This window comes from Nocardiopsis metallicus (assembly GCF_014201115.1).
GTDB classification, from domain to species: domain Bacteria; phylum Actinomycetota; class Actinomycetes; order Streptosporangiales; family Streptosporangiaceae; genus Nocardiopsis; species Nocardiopsis metallicus.
Genome location: NZ_JACHDO010000001.1, coordinates 265,198 through 280,902, shown reverse-complemented (window position 1 = coordinate 280,902; position 15,705 = coordinate 265,198). Strand labels below are relative to the sequence as shown.

Genomic DNA, 15,705 nt, shown 5'->3' with positions numbered 1-15,705 from the left:
GTTACGCGACAGTAGGTATATGGTTTGTCGCGTTTTGGGGCTGAGCTCACACCATGGGCGGTGCGCCCGGAAACGTCGCGCCAGGCGCGGCAGCGGCGTCAGCGGTCCTTGGTGAGTGGGGTGAGCGGGGTGAGCTCGGGGCGCTTGGCGGTCACCGTGTCACCCGAGGACTTACCGGTGAGCCTGCGCCCGATCCACGGCCCCAGGGAGTCCTTGACCCAGTGCAGGTCGCCCCGGCGCGCCTCGGTCCAGCTGACCGGGTCCGCCTCGGGCCAGGGCGCGTCCCAGCGCTCCTCGGTGGGCACGCCCAGGACCTCGGCCACGCGCAGGGCGAGGCGCCGGTGGCCCTCCGGGGACATGTGCAGGCGGTCCTCGTCCCAGGCACGGGAGTCCGTGAGCACGTCCATGGACCACTGGTCGACCAGGAAGCAGTCGTGCTTGTCGGCGATCGCGCGCACGTTCATGTAGTAGCGCGCGAACAGGCCGATGGTGCCGCGCATGTAGCCCGTGGCCACGTTCACGCCGGTGAAGAGCACGACCTGACTGCCCTTGGCGCGCAGGCGGCCCACCGTGTGGTCCAGGATCTTGGCCAGGCGCTCGGGGTCACCGGCGGGGCGCAGCAGGTCGTTGCCGCCCGCGCACAGGGTGACCAGGTCCGGGGCCATCTCCAGGGCGGGCGGGACCTGGTCGGTGACGATCTGGCGGATGAGCTTGCCGCGCACGGCGAGGTTGGCGTACTCGATCCCGCCCGTGTGGTCGGCCAGGTGCTCGGCCAGCCGGTCCGCCCAGCCACGGAAGACACCGCCGCCGTCCGGGTAGGGGTCGCCCACGCCCTCGGTGAAGCTGTCACCGAGCGAGGCGAGCGTCATCCCGGGCCTGATCAGCGGGGGCTCCGACCCCGTGGAGTCCGCGGCCCTCTGCGAGCCGTTGCCTTCGGCCATCACTTCTTCTCCTCCTCCACCGGGTTGGGCACTGCCCCGCCGTAGCGGCGGTCCCGGCTCGCGTACATCTCACATGCTCGCCACAGGTCGCGGCGGTCGAAGTCGGGCCAGAGCGTCTCCAGGAAGACGAACTCGGCGTAGGCGGACTGCCACAGGAGGAAGTTGGACAACCGCTGCTCACCCGAGGAGCGCACGAACAGGTCCACCGGCGGGACGTCCGGGGCGTACAGGTGCTGGGCGAGGGTGTCCTCGGTGATCTTCTCCGGGGAGATCTGCCCGGCGGCGGCCTGCCTGGCCAGCTCGCGCGCGGCGTCCACGATCTCGGCCTGCCCGCCGTAGTTCACACAGAACTGGAGGGTGAGCCCGGTGTTGTCCTTGGTCATCTCCTCCGCGTCCTTGAGCTCCTTGATGACGCTCTTCCAGAGCATCCCGGAGCGTCCGGCCCACTTGACGCGCACGCCGCGGGCGTGCAGCTCGTCTCGGCGGTTGCGGATGGTGTCGCGGTTGAAACCGAGGAGGAAGCGCACCTCGTCGGGCGAGCGCTTCCAGTTCTCGGTGGAGAAGGCGTAGGCCGACAGGTGGGGGACGCCCATCTCCAGGGCGCCCTCGATCACGTCGAAGAGCGAGGACTCGCCGGCCTTGTGGCCCTCGGTGCGCGGCAGGCCGCGTTCCTTCGCCCAACGGCCGTTGCCGTCCATGACCACGGCCACGTGGCGGGGCACCAGGTCGGCGGGGAGCTGCGGGGGCCGGGCCCCGCTGGGGTGCGGGACGGGCGGGGTGTAGTCCCGCTCGCGCCGCTTACCGTTGTCGAAGCTGAACAGACTCAAGAACGCTCCACATGGCGCAGTGATCGGATTCCGTTTTCCAGGTGCCACTGTAGGTAGGCCGCGACCAGCCCGCTGCACTCGGAGCGGTACTTGCCGTCGCTGGCGTCCGCGCTGTCCCAGTCGCCCCCGAGCAGCGCCGACATGAGTCGGAGCGTGTCCGGCGAGGGGTGCGTGGAACCGTGGGGACGGCACACCGAGCAGACCATACCGCCGGCGTGGACCGCGAACGCACGGTGCTCCCCCCGGCTGCCGCAGCGGGCGCACTCGGCCAGGGCCGGGGCGTACCCGGCCACGGACAGGGACCGGAGGAGGTAGGCGTCCAGGACCAGCCGGGAGTCGTGGCTTCCCTCTCCCAGGGTACGCAGGGCACCGATGAGCAGGAGGAACTGGCGTAGGGCCGGGTCCTTCTCCACGGCGACGATCTTCTCGGCGGTCTCCAGCATCGCGGTGGCGGCGGTGTAGCGGGAGTAGTCGGACACGACCCCGGCCCCGTAGGAGCGCACGGTCTCGGCCTGGGTGATGACGTCCAGGGTCCGGCCGGTGTGCAGCTGGAGGTCGACGTGGGTGCACGGCTCCAGCCGGGCGCCGAAGCGCGACTTGGTGCGGCGCACGCCCTTGCCGACGGCGCGCACCAGCCCGGTGCGGCGGGTCAGGAGGGTGACGATGCGGTCGGCCTCGCCCAGCTTCTGGTTGCGCAGGACTACGCCTTCGTCGCGGTAGAGACTCACGGTCCCATTGTCGCGGATGGCACCGACCGTCCCGTGCGGTCCGGTACGGACCACCGACGCGGGTTTCCCGGCGTCCCGACGACGCGCAGCACCCTGAGCTGGTTTATTACGGTTTGGATTCCCTTTTGGGGATATTTGCTCTACTCTCACGCGCTAGGGCCTGATGGTTTCGGTCCCGCCGCCCCTCCCCCGCGGCTTTGACGACCGAGACCGTAAACCTGGCCCGATCCACACGAGGCCACTGATTTCTCACGTGGCCATGGGCACGGGAAGACCCGGCCCGGGGAAGACCCACCCCCGGCGGCGGAACCCCGTCGGGAGCCGCGGTCCCCGACCACCCCGCAGGGGTGCCCGAACTATTCCCCACCCGGCACGGAAGGCAGAGCGATATGGCGCGAGGTCGCCGAGGCAGGCGCAGAATGAGCGCTCGCGAACAGCGCTCGGACCACGAGGAACCACGTAGGAAGGGCAGGAAGGCCAGAAGGGTCCCGCTGGTCGCCGCGATGGCCGCGATCCCGGTGGGCCTGACCCTGGCCGGGGCCCTGGTGCTCTCCGGAGTCGGTAACGAGGCGGACCCCGCGGACGGCACGACCGCCGCTGGTGTCGGCGAGGTGGGCGGCGCGATCAGCGACGACTCCAACGCTCCCGACACGGCCACCGACGACGACTTCTTCGAGCCTCCCACCGACGCGCCCGAAGCCGCTGAGCCCCAGGGGGACAGCGGCCCGCAGAGCACCGCGGTCACCGGTTCCTCGTCCGCCGAGGGCTCCGGGGACTCCGGGGCCGAAGATGACGCGGGCAACCGCGGCGATGGCGGCAGCGGAGGCGGCGGCAACGGCTCCGGCGCCGGGAACGGTGGCGGGGGCAACGGGGGCGGTGGCGGCAGCGATCAGGCCGCCGGCGGTCCCAGCGCCTCGGCCGTGGTGACCCTGGTCAACAGCGAGCGCGCCGCGAACGGCTGCGGCCCGCTGCGCGTGGACGACCGGCTGACGGCTGCCGCCCAAGAGCACAGCGAGGACATGGACGCCCGCAACTACATGGCGCACGAGAGCCCCGACGGCGAGGGCCCGGGCGATCGTGCGAGCAGGCACGGGTATGACGCGTGGGGCGCCGAGAACGTCGCGAAGGGTCAGCGCACCGCCGACCAGGTCATGGACGCGTGGATGAACAGCCCCGGTCACCGGGCCAACATCCTCAACTGCGGCCTGGTCGCCATCGGTGTCGGCGAGGCCAACTTCGCCTGGACCCAGAAGTTCGGCTGGGAGTAGTCGAACCGGCTGACCGGAACAGACCAGAGCGGGCCGCATCCTCCAAGGGGGGTGCGGCCCGCTCTCGTCGTGTGGGGCGTACGGCGGCGGGCCCTCGTGTGGCGACCACACCACCCGGCCTGTCCGACGACTGGACCCCGGGGCCGGGTGATCAGTGCCACAGGCCGGATGGCTAGAGTGCCTCGGGTGAGCATCGAGATCCGGCCAGCGACCGGCGCCGACCTTCCCCACGTCCTGCGGCTCCTCGGTGAGATGTACCCGGAGGACCCCGTACTGTCAGCGCCCAGATCCGCGCGGATCTGGGCGGAGATCGAGGCGCAGAGCGGCAGATCCCTGCTGGTGGCACAGGACGCCGCGGGTCACCTGGTGGGCACGGTGGACTGCGTGGTCATGCCGAACCTGAGCCGGGGCGGTCGGCCGCGCCTGGTCATGGAGAACCTGGTGGTGTCCGAGTCACACCGCCGCCGGGGCGTGGGCCGCCTGCTCATGGACGAGGTGCGGCGGACCGCCGGGCGGGAGGGCTGCTACAAGATCCAGTTCCTCGCCGCCGAGGATGACTACGTGCACGCCTTCTACCGCTCCTGCGGCTTCTCGCGGTGGGAGGGCGACGGGTTCTACCGGTACCTGTGATCCTTTGCTTCTGGCTGCCGTCCCCGGTGCCGCCCCGGGCTGGAAGGACGCGCTCATGCGTGAACTGAGCGAACTCGTCGACGTCGAGCGCCCCGCGTGGCCGGACCTGAGCCGAATGTTCGAGGCCAGTCCCCTGAACGTGCGGGTGCTGCCACCGGACCCGGAACAACCGGGGCGCTGTCTGTTGAGGCTTCAGGTGAGCGCCGCTTCCTTCCTTGGCGCGGTCGCCCTGGAGTCGGGCGGAATCCTGGTGGACGACGGTTGGCTGCGGGGACACGGCGACGGCTGCACGGACCTGCCAGGGTTGGACCGGGTCAACGGCATGACCAGCGAGGTCGGGGCGGTGCGTCCGGCACGGCTGACGGTGGCGCACGACGTGCTCGGCGGGGTCTTCGCCCTCAACGGACCGGAGACCAAGGCCCCGGGATGGCCGGGGGCGCCGGGCGAGATGATCTACTTCGCCCCGGACAACCTGGAGTGGGAGACCCTCGGCACCGGTTATTCGGGCTGGTGGGAATGGCTGCTGGCGGGTCACCTGACCGACTTCTACGAAGACCTTCGCTGGCCGGGCTGGCGTGCGGAGACCGCGGACCTGCACCCGTCGAAGGGCGTCACGGTGTACCCGTTCCTGTGGTCCGCCCAAGCACAGGCGGACCTGGCCGCGACCGCTCGGGGGCCCGCTCCGGTCTCCGAGCTGGTCGGGGCGAACCAGGAGTTCTGTTCATCCATGGGACTGCCCGACCCGGGTCCGCTGGGATCCTTCTGAGCGTCGTCGCGGCACACGGAACGGGGCCCGCGACCCGAGCTGGAAATCCAGCCGTGGTCGCGGGCCCCGTTCGTTCGGTGCCAGGGGCGGCCGGTCGCGGCGGGCCAATCGCCGCGATTCGGATGTGTGGCTCGGTCGCACCACGCGGCACCGGCCACGCGGTGCGGGTCAGGCGGCGCTGATCAGGCTCGGCCGATGGCGCTGCACATGGCCTTCAGCGAGGCCGTGGTGATGCTGCTGTGGATACCCACGCCCCACACCGTCCTGCCGTCGATCTCGGCCTCCACGTAGGCGGCGGCGCGGGCGTTGCCGTCCTCGCCCATGGAGTGCTCCACGTAGTCGATGACCCGGACCTTGACGTCCACGTCGGCCAGGGCGTCGCCGAACGCGGAGATGGGGCCGTTGCCGGTGCCCTTCAGTTCGCGGATCTCACCGTTGACGCGGGCGTCGGCCTCGATCGTGTAGGTGCCGTCCTCGGCGGTGCTGGATCGGTGCGCCAGGACCGCGACCGGGCCGTTCTCGGCCAGGTAGGTGTCGGAGAAGACGCCCCAGATCTTCTCGGCCTGGAACTCGCCGCCGTCGGTGTCCATGTGGGCCTGGATGACCTGGGAGAACTCGATCTGCAGGCGGCGCGGCAGGTCCAGCGAGTGGTCGCGCTGCATGATGTAGGAGACGCCGCCCTTGCCGGACTGGCTGTTGACCCGGATGACCGCCTCGTAGTTGCGGCCCACGTCCTTGGGGTCGATGGGCAGGTACGGGACGTCCCAGGGGTAGTCCTCGACGGCCTTGCCCGCCTCTTCGGCGCGGGCGTCCAGGTCGGTGAAGCCCTTCTTGATGGCGTCCTGGTGGGAGCCGGAGAAGGCCGTGTAGACCAGGTCGCCGCCGTAGGGGTGGCGGGGCGCGACCGGCAGCTGGGTGCAGTGCTCGACCGTGCGGCGGATCTCGTCGATGTCGGAGAAGTCGATCTTGGGGTCCACGCCCTGGCTGAACAGGTTCATGCCCAGGGTGACCAGGCAGACGTTGCCGGTGCGCTCGCCGTGGCCGAACAGGCAGCCCTCGACGCGGTCGGCCCCGGCCATGACGGCCAGTTCGGCGGAGGCCACACCGGTGCCGCGGTCGTTGTGCGGGTGCACGGACAGGACGACGTGCTCGCGCCGCGACAGGTTGCGGCTCATCCACTCGATCTGGTCGGCGTAGACGTTGGGCGTGGAGCGCTCGACGGTGGCGGGCAGGTTCAGGATGATCTCGCGGCCCGGGCCGGGCTGCCAGACGTCCATGACGGCCTCGCAGACCTCCAGGGCGAAGTCCAGTTCGGTGTCGACGAAGATCTCCGGCGAGTACTCGTAGCCGAAGTACTCGGTCTCGCCCAGGTACTGCTCGGCGAAGCGCATCACGTGGCGGGTGCCCTCGACGGCGATGTCCTTGCAGGCCTGGCGGTCGACCCGGAAGACGACGCGGCGGAAGGTCGGGGCGGTGGCGTTGTACAGGTGCACGGTGGAGCGCTTGGCGCCGACCAGGCTCTGCACGGTGCGCTCGATCAGGTCCTCGCGGGCCTGGGTCAGTACGGAGATCTGTACGTCGTCGGGGATCAGGTCGTCCTCGATCAGCGACCGGACGAAGTCGAAGTCGGTCTGGCTGGCGGAGGGGAAGCCGACCTCGATCTCCTTGTAGCCCATCTTGACCAGCAGCTGGAAGATCTCGTGCTTGCGGGCCGAGTCCATCGGCTCGATCAGTGCCTGGTTGCCGTCACGCAGGTCGGTGGACAGCCAGCGGGGGGCTTCGGTGATGGTCTTCGCGGGCCAGGTGCGGTCCGGCAGGTCCACCGGAGCGAAGGGCTCGTAACGGTGGAAAGGCATGGGGCTGGTCTTCTGCTGCGGCACCATAACGGTGTGGCTCCTCGGGAAAAGTGTGGCGCGTGATGTCGTGGTCGACACGGCAAGCCGAAGTCCCGCGGCGAGGGGCCGACCTTTTAACGATCCCCGCCGCGGCCACTAAGAAGGAGGAGCTCGCGCAGCATAACGGTCTTCACGCTAGCAGACCCGCGACGGAATCCGGTACCCACTGTCCACATGATGGTACGAACCCTCGCTGAGCTGGGGTGATACGTACGGTTTCCGTGGATTTTAGATGATCGTTCAAAACAGGTACCTCGACTTCAAGATACAGCCGGGAGCGGTTACCCTGGAGGGGAACCCTTCAGTGCTAGGGGGGTCATACGGATTCCGTCGGCGGGACCCAGGGTGCGGCCAACACCCGAGGCCTCGGCAGGCAGGTGAGCCCTACCGCCGCAGAGCCGGTACCGCCGACGGAGATCCTTCTCAACGCCCGATCCCGGAGCCAGGGATCGGGCGTTTCCCTTGCCGTCGCCTACGCGAGGGTCACCATCGGGCTGTCCGGTCCAGGCGTGCTCACACCGGGCATGGTCGTGAAACTCAGCCTTCACTGTCGTACTCGGCCATCACTGCGGGCGACACCTGGCTCAACTGGCGCAAGAACCGACTGCCCGACGTGGGCTCTTCCGCCATCGGCACCGACACGAACCGCAACTGGGCGTACAACTAGGGCTGCTGCAACGGCTCCTCCGGCAACCCGAGCAGCGTCACCTACCGGGGCCAAGCACCGGAGTCCGCCCCCGAGGTGGAGGCGGTCGCCGACTTCGTCCGGAGCCGAGTGGTGGACGGCGAGCAGCAGATCACCAGCGCCATCCACTTCCACACTTACAGCGAGCTCATCCTGTGGCCGTAGGGATACAGCTACGACGAGCTCACCCACGGCATGAACCGCGAGGAGTACGACACCCACCGCGCGCTGGGCGAGTACATGGCCGAGGCCAACGGCCACATCCCCAGCAGTCCAGTGACCTCTACGTCACGGACGTCTCGATCAACGACTGGCTGCGGGCCGACCAGGGCATCGTGAACTACACGTACGAGATGTACCCCCGCTCGCCCTGGGACGGCGGCTTCTACCCGCCCTCGTCGGTGATCGAAGGCGAGACCGCCCGCAACGAGGAGGCCGCCCTGGGTCTGCTCGACTACGCGGACTGCCCCTACCGCATCATCGGTGAGGAAGAGGCCCACTGCGGCTGATCTGTATCGCCGTTCAAGCCACCCCCTCGCCCGCGCCGAGACAAGGTCCGCACGCGCGAGGGGCTTCGTTCACGAGCCCACGCGAATCGGACTCTCAGGGGCGCAGTACGCAGCGGCCGCGCAGGCCGCCCTTGGCCAGGGCTCAGTGGGCTCCGCCGTCGCGGACCAGGGCCAGGCCCTCCTCCTGCAGCGCCGCCGTATCAGCGACCGCGTCCCAGCCGGGCTGCGCCTGGGTGGTGGACTCGGCCCCAGGCCTGGGACGAACGCCTCGTCCTCCGCCCCGGCCAGACCGGTCACCCGCCAGCCCTGGTCCCGGGCCAGCGCGGCGACGTACCCGCCGACCGCGCCCGCCGCGCCGGTGACCAGAAGCCGCTCCCGGCCCTCGGGGGCGTCGCCGAGCAGGCCGGTGATCCCGGCGGCGGCCAGTCCGTTGAGCGGGACTGTCGCGGCCGCCACCAAGTCGAGGCTGTCGGGAACGACGGCGACATCGGCGACGGATGCGATCAGCTGCTCCGCGTAGGTGCCGAAGTCCCGGTCGAAACCGGCCACCCGCCCGGCCACCCGGGCCCCTACGGCCAGGTCAGCGCCGGGAGCGACCGCGACGACCGTGCCGGAGAAGTCCCAGCCCAGGCCGGTGTGTTCGGGCTGGTCGACCAGCCCTCGGGAGTGGAAGAGGCCGTTCACCACGGCGAGGTCGACCGGGTTGACCGGGGCGGCGACGATCTCGACGCGGACCTGCCCGGCCCCGGGTCCGGTGACGGGCAGATCGGTGATCTCGATCGAGTCGGGTCCGGCGGGGGTGCGCACGACGGCGGCGCGGAAACAGAGATCGGCGGCCGTCCGAAGGACGACCGCCGAGACGAACAAACCGAGGGGCGGCACTGAGCCAGCGAAGAACGTTACCGCCCCTCGGGGTGTGTGGAGGCCCCCTCCTGCCGGTCGCGGAGGGGGCCTGAGCCACGGGGTCGGGGTGCAGGTCCGACCCCGTGGCCGTCTGTGGCGGGTCCGGGCCCCGATGATGCGCCCGGACCCGATGCGCTCACCGGGCTCTCGGGAGACCTCGCAGGAACCCCGCGATCTACTCGCCGGGGACCGGCTCGAACTCCTTCACCGCGTTGATCGCCGGGCCGTGCGGAGTGTTGGCCTCGCGCTCGATCATGATCTCGACGAGCACCGGGCGGGAGGTGGCCTGCGCCTGCTTGCGGGCCCACTCCAGGGACTCCCGGATCTCCCCCGGCTCCCAGACGCGGCGGCCGGAGCAGCCGTAGGCCTCCATCAGCTTGACGCTGTCGGTGCCGTACTCGTCGTAGTGGATGTCCACCTGGTAGTTCATGTCGAAGGGGATGGACGCCTGGCGGATCAGGCCCAGGTACTCGTTGTTGAGCATGATGATCACGTACGACACGTTGTACTGCGCCGCGACCGCCAGCTCCTCGACCATGTACTGGAAGCCGTAGTCGCCGACGATGCCGACCACCTCGGCGTCCGGCTCGGTGTCCTTCAGCGCCTTCTTGACGCCGATGGCCGCCGGGATCTCCCAGCCGAGCGGGCCCGCCTGGCCGCAGATCTGGTAGTGGCGCGGCTTGTACGCCTTCTGGTGCTGGCCGCCCCAGATCTGGTAGAGGCCGATGGCGGTGACGAAGTAGGTGTCCTCGTCGAAGACCTCGTTGATCTCCTTGTAGACGCGCGGCGCCTTCACGGGAACGGTGTCGAAGTCCTCGCGGCGGGTCAGGGTGGACTTGAGCTCGTTGACGCGCTCGATCCACGCGCCGACCTTCGCCGTGGCCTTGCGGCGCTTGGCGGCGGCCAGCAGCTCCTGGATGAACAGCTTGGCGTCGGAGACCACGCCCAGGTCGGGCTCGAAGACCCGGCCGATCTGGGTGGCCTCGATGTCCACGTGGATGAACTTGCGCTCACCGCGGTAGACGTCGATCTGGCCGGTGTGGCGGTCGGCGAAGCGAGCGCCGACCGCCAGGACCAGGTCCGACTCCAGGAAGGAGGCGTTGCCGTAGCGCTGGGAGGTCTGGACGCCGGTCATGCCGGAGTACAGGGGCGAGTCCTCGTCGAAGGAGCCCTTGCCCATGAGGGTGACCTGGACCGGGACCTGGAGGTAGTCGGCCAGCTCGCGCAGGTCGTCGGAGGCCTCGGCCAGGATCACGCCGCCGCCGGCGAGGATGAGCGGGCGCTCGGCCGCCAGCAGCAGGTCCAGGGCCTTCTCGACCCGGGGCAGGTGCGGCTCGACCGTGTTGATCTTGAGCGCGGCGTCCAGCTCGGGGGCGTAGTCGATGACCTTCTGGGCGACGTCCACCGGGATGTCGATCAGGACCGGGCCGGGACGACCCTCCTGGGCGATCCGGAAGGCCTCGCGGAAGATCCACGGGGCGGTGGCCGCCTCCTTGATCTGCACGGCCCACTTGGTGACGGGCTTGGCGATCTCGACGATGTCGACCGCCTGGAAGCCCTCCTTGTCCAGCAGGTCGGTGCGCTGCTGGCCGGTGATGCACACGATCGGGACCGAGTCCGCGATGGCGGTGTACAGTCCGGTGATCATGTTGGTTCCGGCGGGACCGGAGGTGCCGATGGCCACGCCGACCTTACCGGTCGTACGCGACCAGCCGTCGGCCATGTGGGTGGCGCCCTCTTCGTGGCGGACGGTCAGGTGCTCGATGCCGCCGACCTCCTCCATCGCCTTGTAGAGGGGGAGGATCGCGGCGCCGGGGCAGCCGAAGGCGGTGTCGACGCCCTCGTCCTTGAGAACCTCCACGACGGCGTTCATCGCGGGCATTTTCGCCATGGGAGCGAACCCTTCAGTGCTGGGGTGGCTGGGGTGCCGGGGGCGTCCTGGCTGGGCGGACGTCCCCCGGTCATCCAGAGATGAGTGCTAGGGGTGGGGCGGCGCGCTCGTCCGCCTCCCGGGTGGGCCACCACCCGGGGACGACGCGACGTCCCGGTCATACGGACTGCTGCGGCTGGGGGGACCGCCGGTGTTGCCCCGCTGCGGGTACTGCGGTGCGGCCGGGGTCCGGCCACTGCCTCCCGGCTAGTCGGCCTCGCGGCCGGAGAGCTCCAGGACGACCTTGAGCAGCGCGGAGTGGTCGAGACCGCCGTGCCCCTGGTTCTTGAGAGCGGCCACGTACTGCGCCACCTGCGAACCCAGCGGGATCGCCACACCGGCGGCGGTCGCGGAGTCGGTGATGATGCGCATGTCCTTGTCGTGCAGGGCGATGCGGAAGCCGGGCGCGAAGTTGCGCTCGCGCATGGCCGTGCCCTTGCGCTGGAGCACGGTGCTGCCCGCGAGCCCGCCGCCCAGGACCTCCAGGCCCGCCTCGGTGTCCACGTTGTGCGCCTCGAGGAAGACGAGGGCCTCGGCGAGGAGCTGGATGTTGCCTGCCACGATGAGCTGGTTGGCGGCCTTGACGGTCTGGCCGGAACCGCTCGGGCCGACCAGCACCGGGGTGGTGCCCAAGACGTCGAAGACCGGGCGCGCGGCCTCGAAGTCCTCCCGCGCACCGCCGACCATGATGGACAGCTTGGCCTCGACCGCACCGGCCTCGCCACCGCTGACCGGGGCGTCCAGGACGCGGAAGCCGCGCTCGGTGCCGACCGCGGCGAGATCACGGGAGACGTCGGGGCGGATGGTGCTCATGTCGATGACGAGGGTGCCGGGCTTGGCGTTGTCGAAGACACCGCCCTCCCCGCGCAGGACCAGGTCGACGTCCGGGGAGTCCGGAACCATCGTGATGACGATGTCGGCGTCGGCGACCGCCTCGGCGATGCTCCCGCCGCGCAGGCCGCCCCTGGCGACCAGGGTGTCCTCGGCCTCGCGGCCCTTGTTGACGCCGGTGACGGTGTAGCCGGCGTTGACGAGATGGGTGGCCATGGGCAGGCCCATGATGCCCAGACCGATGAAAGCGATCTTCTTGGCGGCCATGTCGGCCCCTTTCCAACTGGGTGGCTGTGTGGCTGTGCTGCGTGTGGCCGCAGTACTGCGTGTCGTCGCTGTTGTTGCTGTGGCTCTGTCGTTGCTGTGGCTGCCACGGGGTGCGGCTGGTGTGCGCGGCCCGGTGAGTCGCGGTGTGCTGCGCCTTCCGTGCGGCGCGGTGCACCGCGCATCGGTGCGACGCGATGCGCTGCTGCGCGACTCGGCCGGGCCGCTGTGACCCGTGTGATCAGTGACCCGGGGGTCAGCCCAGCCAGCCGAAGCTCTGCGCGCTGGGGACGGTCGGCTTGTACTCCAGGCCGACCAGGCCCCGGTAGCCGCCGGCCTGGGCCGCGGTGAGGAGCTCGTCGATGGGAAGCTCGCCGGTGCCGGGCTCGCCTCGGCCGGGTGCGTCGGCGATCTGGATGTGCCCGAACTCGGCCGCGTGATCGCGGACCACGGCGGCGACGTCGTCGCCGTTGACGGCCAGGTGGAAGAAGTCGGCGAGGAGCGCCACGTTCTCGGCCCCGGCCTCCTTGACCTTGGCGACGAAGGCCAGGCCCTCGGCGGCGGTCCTGAGCGGGTAGTCGTCGGAGCCGCTGATGGGCTCGACGAGTACGGTGCCGCCGACCTTGGCGACCGCGTTGGCGGCGGCCACGGTGTTCTCCAGCGCGAGCCGGTCCTGCTCGGCCGGGTCCACGCCGTCCTGGCGCAGGCCGTAGAGGGCGTTGAACCCGGTGGTGCCGGTGCGTTCGGCGATCCGGGCGACCACCTCGGTGTTGGCGAGGAACTCGGCGGTGCGCGAGGGGTGGGAGAGCACGCCGCGGTCGGGACCGGGGAGCTGGCCCGCGAAGAAGTTGAGGCCGCTGAGGCGCACGCCCGCGTTGTCGAGGGCGGTGACGAAGGCGTCGATCTCCGCCTGCTCCGGGGTGGCGGTCTCGAAGGGCCACCAGAACTCGACGGCGTGGAAGCCCGCGTCGCGTGCGGCCTGGGGGCGCTCGTTGACGGGGAGCTCGGTGAACAGCAGGGAGCAGTTCACCGTGTACCCGAGTGTGTGGCTCATGCGTTGCCTCCGGCATCCACTTCCGTATTGCGGAAAGTAGTTTTCACTTTAAGGAATGCCTTGAGTGTGGGGCGGACCACCGCCGCTTGTCAACCACCCGGCCGAACCGAAGTTCGGACGGACCTCCAGCGGACCCCCGCCGGACACGCGCCGAAGCCCGGCACAACGCCTGCGCGAACCGGCAACAACGGCCCCAGCCACCTCTCGCACCTCTCCAGCACGCAGGAACTTCGCGATTTCTTTGTGTGGAGACACAGATTCGACTGTTTTTCCGAGATCCCCCCTTGCCAGTGTTGACAAGGTCACACTGTCATCAACTAGAGTCCCTCCAATCCGTAATACGGAATCAGCTATCTGCACTACGAAAGCCCAGGCTGGTTCGACTGTCCTCCGCCCTCCACGGCGGGGAGACCGCGCACCGGCCGAGCCACGGGAGAACACATGCCCGACACCACCCCGGACCAGCCGGGGGGCGCCCCCGACCCGGGTCTGGCGCGTCTGAACGCCCTCTCCAAGGAGGACCTGCGCACCGAACTCGCGCAGTGCCTGAACGTGGACCGCTGGGTGGAGGCCGTCGCGTCCGAGGCGCCCTACGCCGACCGCGAGACCCTGATCGCGCAGGCCGACGGCCACGCACGCGGAATCACCTCCGACGAGGTCGCCACCGCCCTGGCCCGTCACCCCCGTATCGGGGAGAAGGCCGAGGGACAGGACACCGAGGCGGCGTGGTCGCGCGGTGAGCAGTCGGCGTTCGCCGCCGACACCGACGACGCCTCCGCCCGGGTTCAGCGGATCTTCACGTTCGCGCAGGGTGAGTACGAGGGAAGGTTCGGGCAGATCTACCTTGTCTGCGCCAGCGGCCGCAGCAGCCGCGAACTCCTCGCGGACCTGGTCGCCCGGCTGGACAACGACCGCGACACCGAGCTGACCGTGGTCGGCGAGGAGCTCCGCAAGATCTCCGGACTCCGCCTGGTCAAACTCCTGGAGGCAGCATGAGCCACGTGACCACCCACATCCTGGACGCCGCCCTGGGCAAGCCCGCCCGCGACGTCCCGGTCCGCCTGGAGGCCGCGGTCGACCCCGGTCGCAGCTCCTGGAAGACCGTCGCCGAGGGCCGGACCAACAGCGACGGCCGCGTGCCCGACCTGGGGCCCGAGCAGCTCCGCGCGGGGTACTACCGGGTCGTCTTCGACACCGGCTCCTACTTCGAGGCGATTGGCCAGAAGGGGTTCTACCCCGAGGTCAGCATCGTGTTCGACCTCGCCGAGGAGGACCAGCACTACCACGTGCCGCTGCTCCTGAGCCCGTTCGCCTACTCGACCTACCGGGGCTCGTAGCCGGTCCCCAGCCAGCGAGCGCCCGGTACCCCACCCCATCGCCCCAGGGCAGCCAAGGCCCCACCACCAGCTGAAACATCTCAACCTCTTCGAGTGCGTGACAGGTCCTTCCGCATGACCACAGCGGTCCTCCCTCATACGCACAGCGCACCGACGCGAAGGCAAAGCGCGGCGCGAGCGATGAAACCGAATCCACACGGATGGAGTTCACCCTGATGGGCATCAAGCTCGGAGACAACCAGTACGGCAAGGCCGAGGTCCGCCTCGTCCACGTCAAGCGCGACACCCCCGTCCACCAGATCAAGGACGTCAACGTCACCTCGCAGCTGCGCGGCGACCTCGAGGAAGTCCACACCGTCGGCGACAACAGCAAGTGCCTGCCGACCGACACCCAGAAGAACACCGTCTACGCCAAGGCCCGTGAGTGGGGCGGCGTCGGCGCGATCGAGGACTTCGCGCTGCGCCTGGCCCGCCACTTCGTGGACGAGCACGAGTACGTGTACGGCGCCCGCCAGGAGATCCAGGAGTACTCCTGGGACCGGATCGCCACCGCGAAGGGCCCGCACGACCACGCCTTCTCCCGCAACGGAGCCGAGACCCGCACCACCGTCGTCAACAAGGACGGCGACAAGGAGTGGGTGGTCTCCGGCTTCGAGGGCCTGACCGTCCTCAAGTCCACCGGCTCTGAGTTCCACGGGTACCCCAAGACCCGGTACACCACGCTCCCCGAGACCAACGACCGGATCCTGGCCACCGACGTGACCGCCCGCTGGCGCTACGTCGGCACCGAGCACGACTTCGACAAGTCCTACGCCTCCGTTCGGGCCCTGTGCCTGGAGGCCTTCGCGGAGACGCACAGCCTCGCCCTGCAGCAGACGCTGTACGCGATGGGCACGGCCGTCCTGGAGGCCCACCCGGAGATCGCCGAGATCCGGTTCTCCATGCCGAACAAGCACCACTTCCTGGTCGACCTGTCCTCCTTCGACCTGGACAACCCCAACGAGGTCTTCTTCGCCGCCGACCGCCCCTACGGCAAGATCGAGGCGACGGTCGAGCGGGACGACGCCCCCGAGGCGGGCGACGCCTGGAAGGCCGTTCCGGGTTTCGTCTAGCCCCAATGTCGTTCAGTTAAGGCGA

General features: G+C 69.7%; 13 protein-coding genes and 2 pseudogenes. 7 read left to right on the top strand and 8 right to left on the bottom strand.

The window, feature by feature from the left end:
- Window positions 1-98 precede the first annotated feature (98 nt).
- The 3 genes from HNR07_RS01165 to recO are packed head-to-tail and all read right to left on the bottom strand — an operon-like array spanning window position 99 to window position 2,496.
- Window positions 99-941, bottom strand: a complete 843-nt coding sequence (locus tag HNR07_RS01165) for an SGNH/GDSL hydrolase family protein (protein WP_184360783.1) — start codon at window positions 939-941, stop codon at window positions 99-101.
- On the bottom strand, window positions 941-1,768 hold the full coding sequence (locus HNR07_RS01160) for an isoprenyl transferase (protein ID WP_184360780.1): 828 nt from the start codon (window positions 1,766-1,768) through the stop codon (window positions 941-943). The genes HNR07_RS01165 and HNR07_RS01160 overlap by 1 nt, the downstream gene beginning before the upstream one ends.
- Window positions 1,765-2,496, bottom strand: coding sequence for a DNA repair protein RecO (recO, locus tag HNR07_RS01155; protein WP_184360777.1), 732 nt, complete (start codon window positions 2,494-2,496; stop codon window positions 1,765-1,767). Before recO ends, HNR07_RS01160 begins: the two co-directional genes overlap by 4 nt.
- Window positions 2,497-2,915: 419 nt before the next feature.
- On the opposite strand from recO, the gene HNR07_RS01150 reads away from it, so the two are divergent.
- The 3 genes from HNR07_RS01150 (at window position 2,916) to HNR07_RS01140 (ending at window position 5,160) form a co-directional block, all read left to right on the top strand.
- Complete coding sequence (locus tag HNR07_RS01150; RefSeq protein ID WP_246420017.1) at window positions 2,916-3,764, top strand: CAP domain-containing protein; 849 nt, start codon at window positions 2,916-2,918, stop codon at window positions 3,762-3,764.
- 186 nt (window positions 3,765-3,950) lie between these two features.
- Window positions 3,951-4,394 (top strand): GNAT family N-acetyltransferase, encoded by a 444-nt coding sequence (locus HNR07_RS01145; protein ID WP_184360771.1) that lies wholly within the window; start codon window positions 3,951-3,953, stop codon window positions 4,392-4,394.
- 55 nt (window positions 4,395-4,449) lie between these two features.
- The gene (locus HNR07_RS01140) at window positions 4,450-5,160 is read left to right on the top strand and encodes a DUF2625 family protein (RefSeq protein WP_184360768.1); all 711 of its coding nucleotides are present in this window, start codon (window positions 4,450-4,452) and stop codon (window positions 5,158-5,160) included.
- Window positions 5,161-5,342: 182 nt separating this feature from the next.
- Here HNR07_RS01140 and leuA read toward each other — a convergent pair whose 3' ends face one another.
- The gene (gene leuA / locus HNR07_RS01135) at window positions 5,343-7,043 is read right to left on the bottom strand and encodes a 2-isopropylmalate synthase (RefSeq protein ID WP_184360765.1); all 1,701 of its coding nucleotides are present in this window, start codon (window positions 7,041-7,043) and stop codon (window positions 5,343-5,345) included.
- A gap of 580 nt (window positions 7,044-7,623) precedes the next feature.
- On the opposite strand from leuA, the pseudogene HNR07_RS01130 reads away from it, so the two are divergent.
- Window positions 7,624-8,249 (top strand): annotated as a pseudogene (locus HNR07_RS01130) (M14 family zinc carboxypeptidase); the annotation flags it as partial.
- 69 nt (window positions 8,250-8,318) lie between these two features.
- On the opposite strand, the gene HNR07_RS01125 reads toward HNR07_RS01130, so the two are convergent.
- From HNR07_RS01125 to HNR07_RS01110, 4 genes and pseudogenes are all read right to left on the bottom strand, one after another.
- The gene (locus tag HNR07_RS01125; RefSeq protein ID WP_221318667.1) at window positions 8,319-9,131 is read right to left on the bottom strand and encodes an alcohol dehydrogenase catalytic domain-containing protein; all 813 of its coding nucleotides are present in this window, start codon (window positions 9,129-9,131) and stop codon (window positions 8,319-8,321) included.
- A gap of 196 nt (window positions 9,132-9,327) precedes the next feature.
- Complete coding sequence (gene gcl / locus HNR07_RS01120) at window positions 9,328-11,043, bottom strand: glyoxylate carboligase (protein WP_184360762.1); 1,716 nt, start codon at window positions 11,041-11,043, stop codon at window positions 9,328-9,330.
- A 246-nt stretch (window positions 11,044-11,289) separates the two neighbouring features.
- A pseudogene (locus HNR07_RS01115) lies at window positions 11,290-12,222 on the bottom strand (2-hydroxy-3-oxopropionate reductase); the annotation flags it as partial.
- A gap of 211 nt (window positions 12,223-12,433) precedes the next feature.
- A complete protein-coding gene (locus HNR07_RS01110; protein WP_184360755.1) occupies window positions 12,434-13,231 on the bottom strand; it encodes a hydroxypyruvate isomerase family protein in 798 nt (265 codons plus the stop codon).
- A gap of 441 nt (window positions 13,232-13,672) precedes the next feature.
- Between HNR07_RS01110 and uraD the strand changes: the two genes are divergently transcribed.
- From uraD to pucL, 3 genes are all read left to right on the top strand, one after another.
- Complete coding sequence (uraD, locus tag HNR07_RS01105; protein WP_184360752.1) at window positions 13,673-14,227, top strand: 2-oxo-4-hydroxy-4-carboxy-5-ureidoimidazoline decarboxylase; 555 nt, start codon at window positions 13,673-13,675, stop codon at window positions 14,225-14,227.
- A complete protein-coding gene (gene uraH, locus HNR07_RS01100; protein WP_184360749.1) occupies window positions 14,224-14,568 on the top strand; it encodes a hydroxyisourate hydrolase in 345 nt (114 codons plus the stop codon). Before uraD ends, uraH begins: the two co-directional genes overlap by 4 nt.
- 215 nt (window positions 14,569-14,783) lie before the next feature.
- The gene (gene pucL / locus HNR07_RS01095; RefSeq protein WP_184371205.1) at window positions 14,784-15,680 is read left to right on the top strand and encodes a factor-independent urate hydroxylase; all 897 of its coding nucleotides are present in this window, start codon (window positions 14,784-14,786) and stop codon (window positions 15,678-15,680) included.
- Window positions 15,681-15,705: the final 25 nt, after the last annotated feature.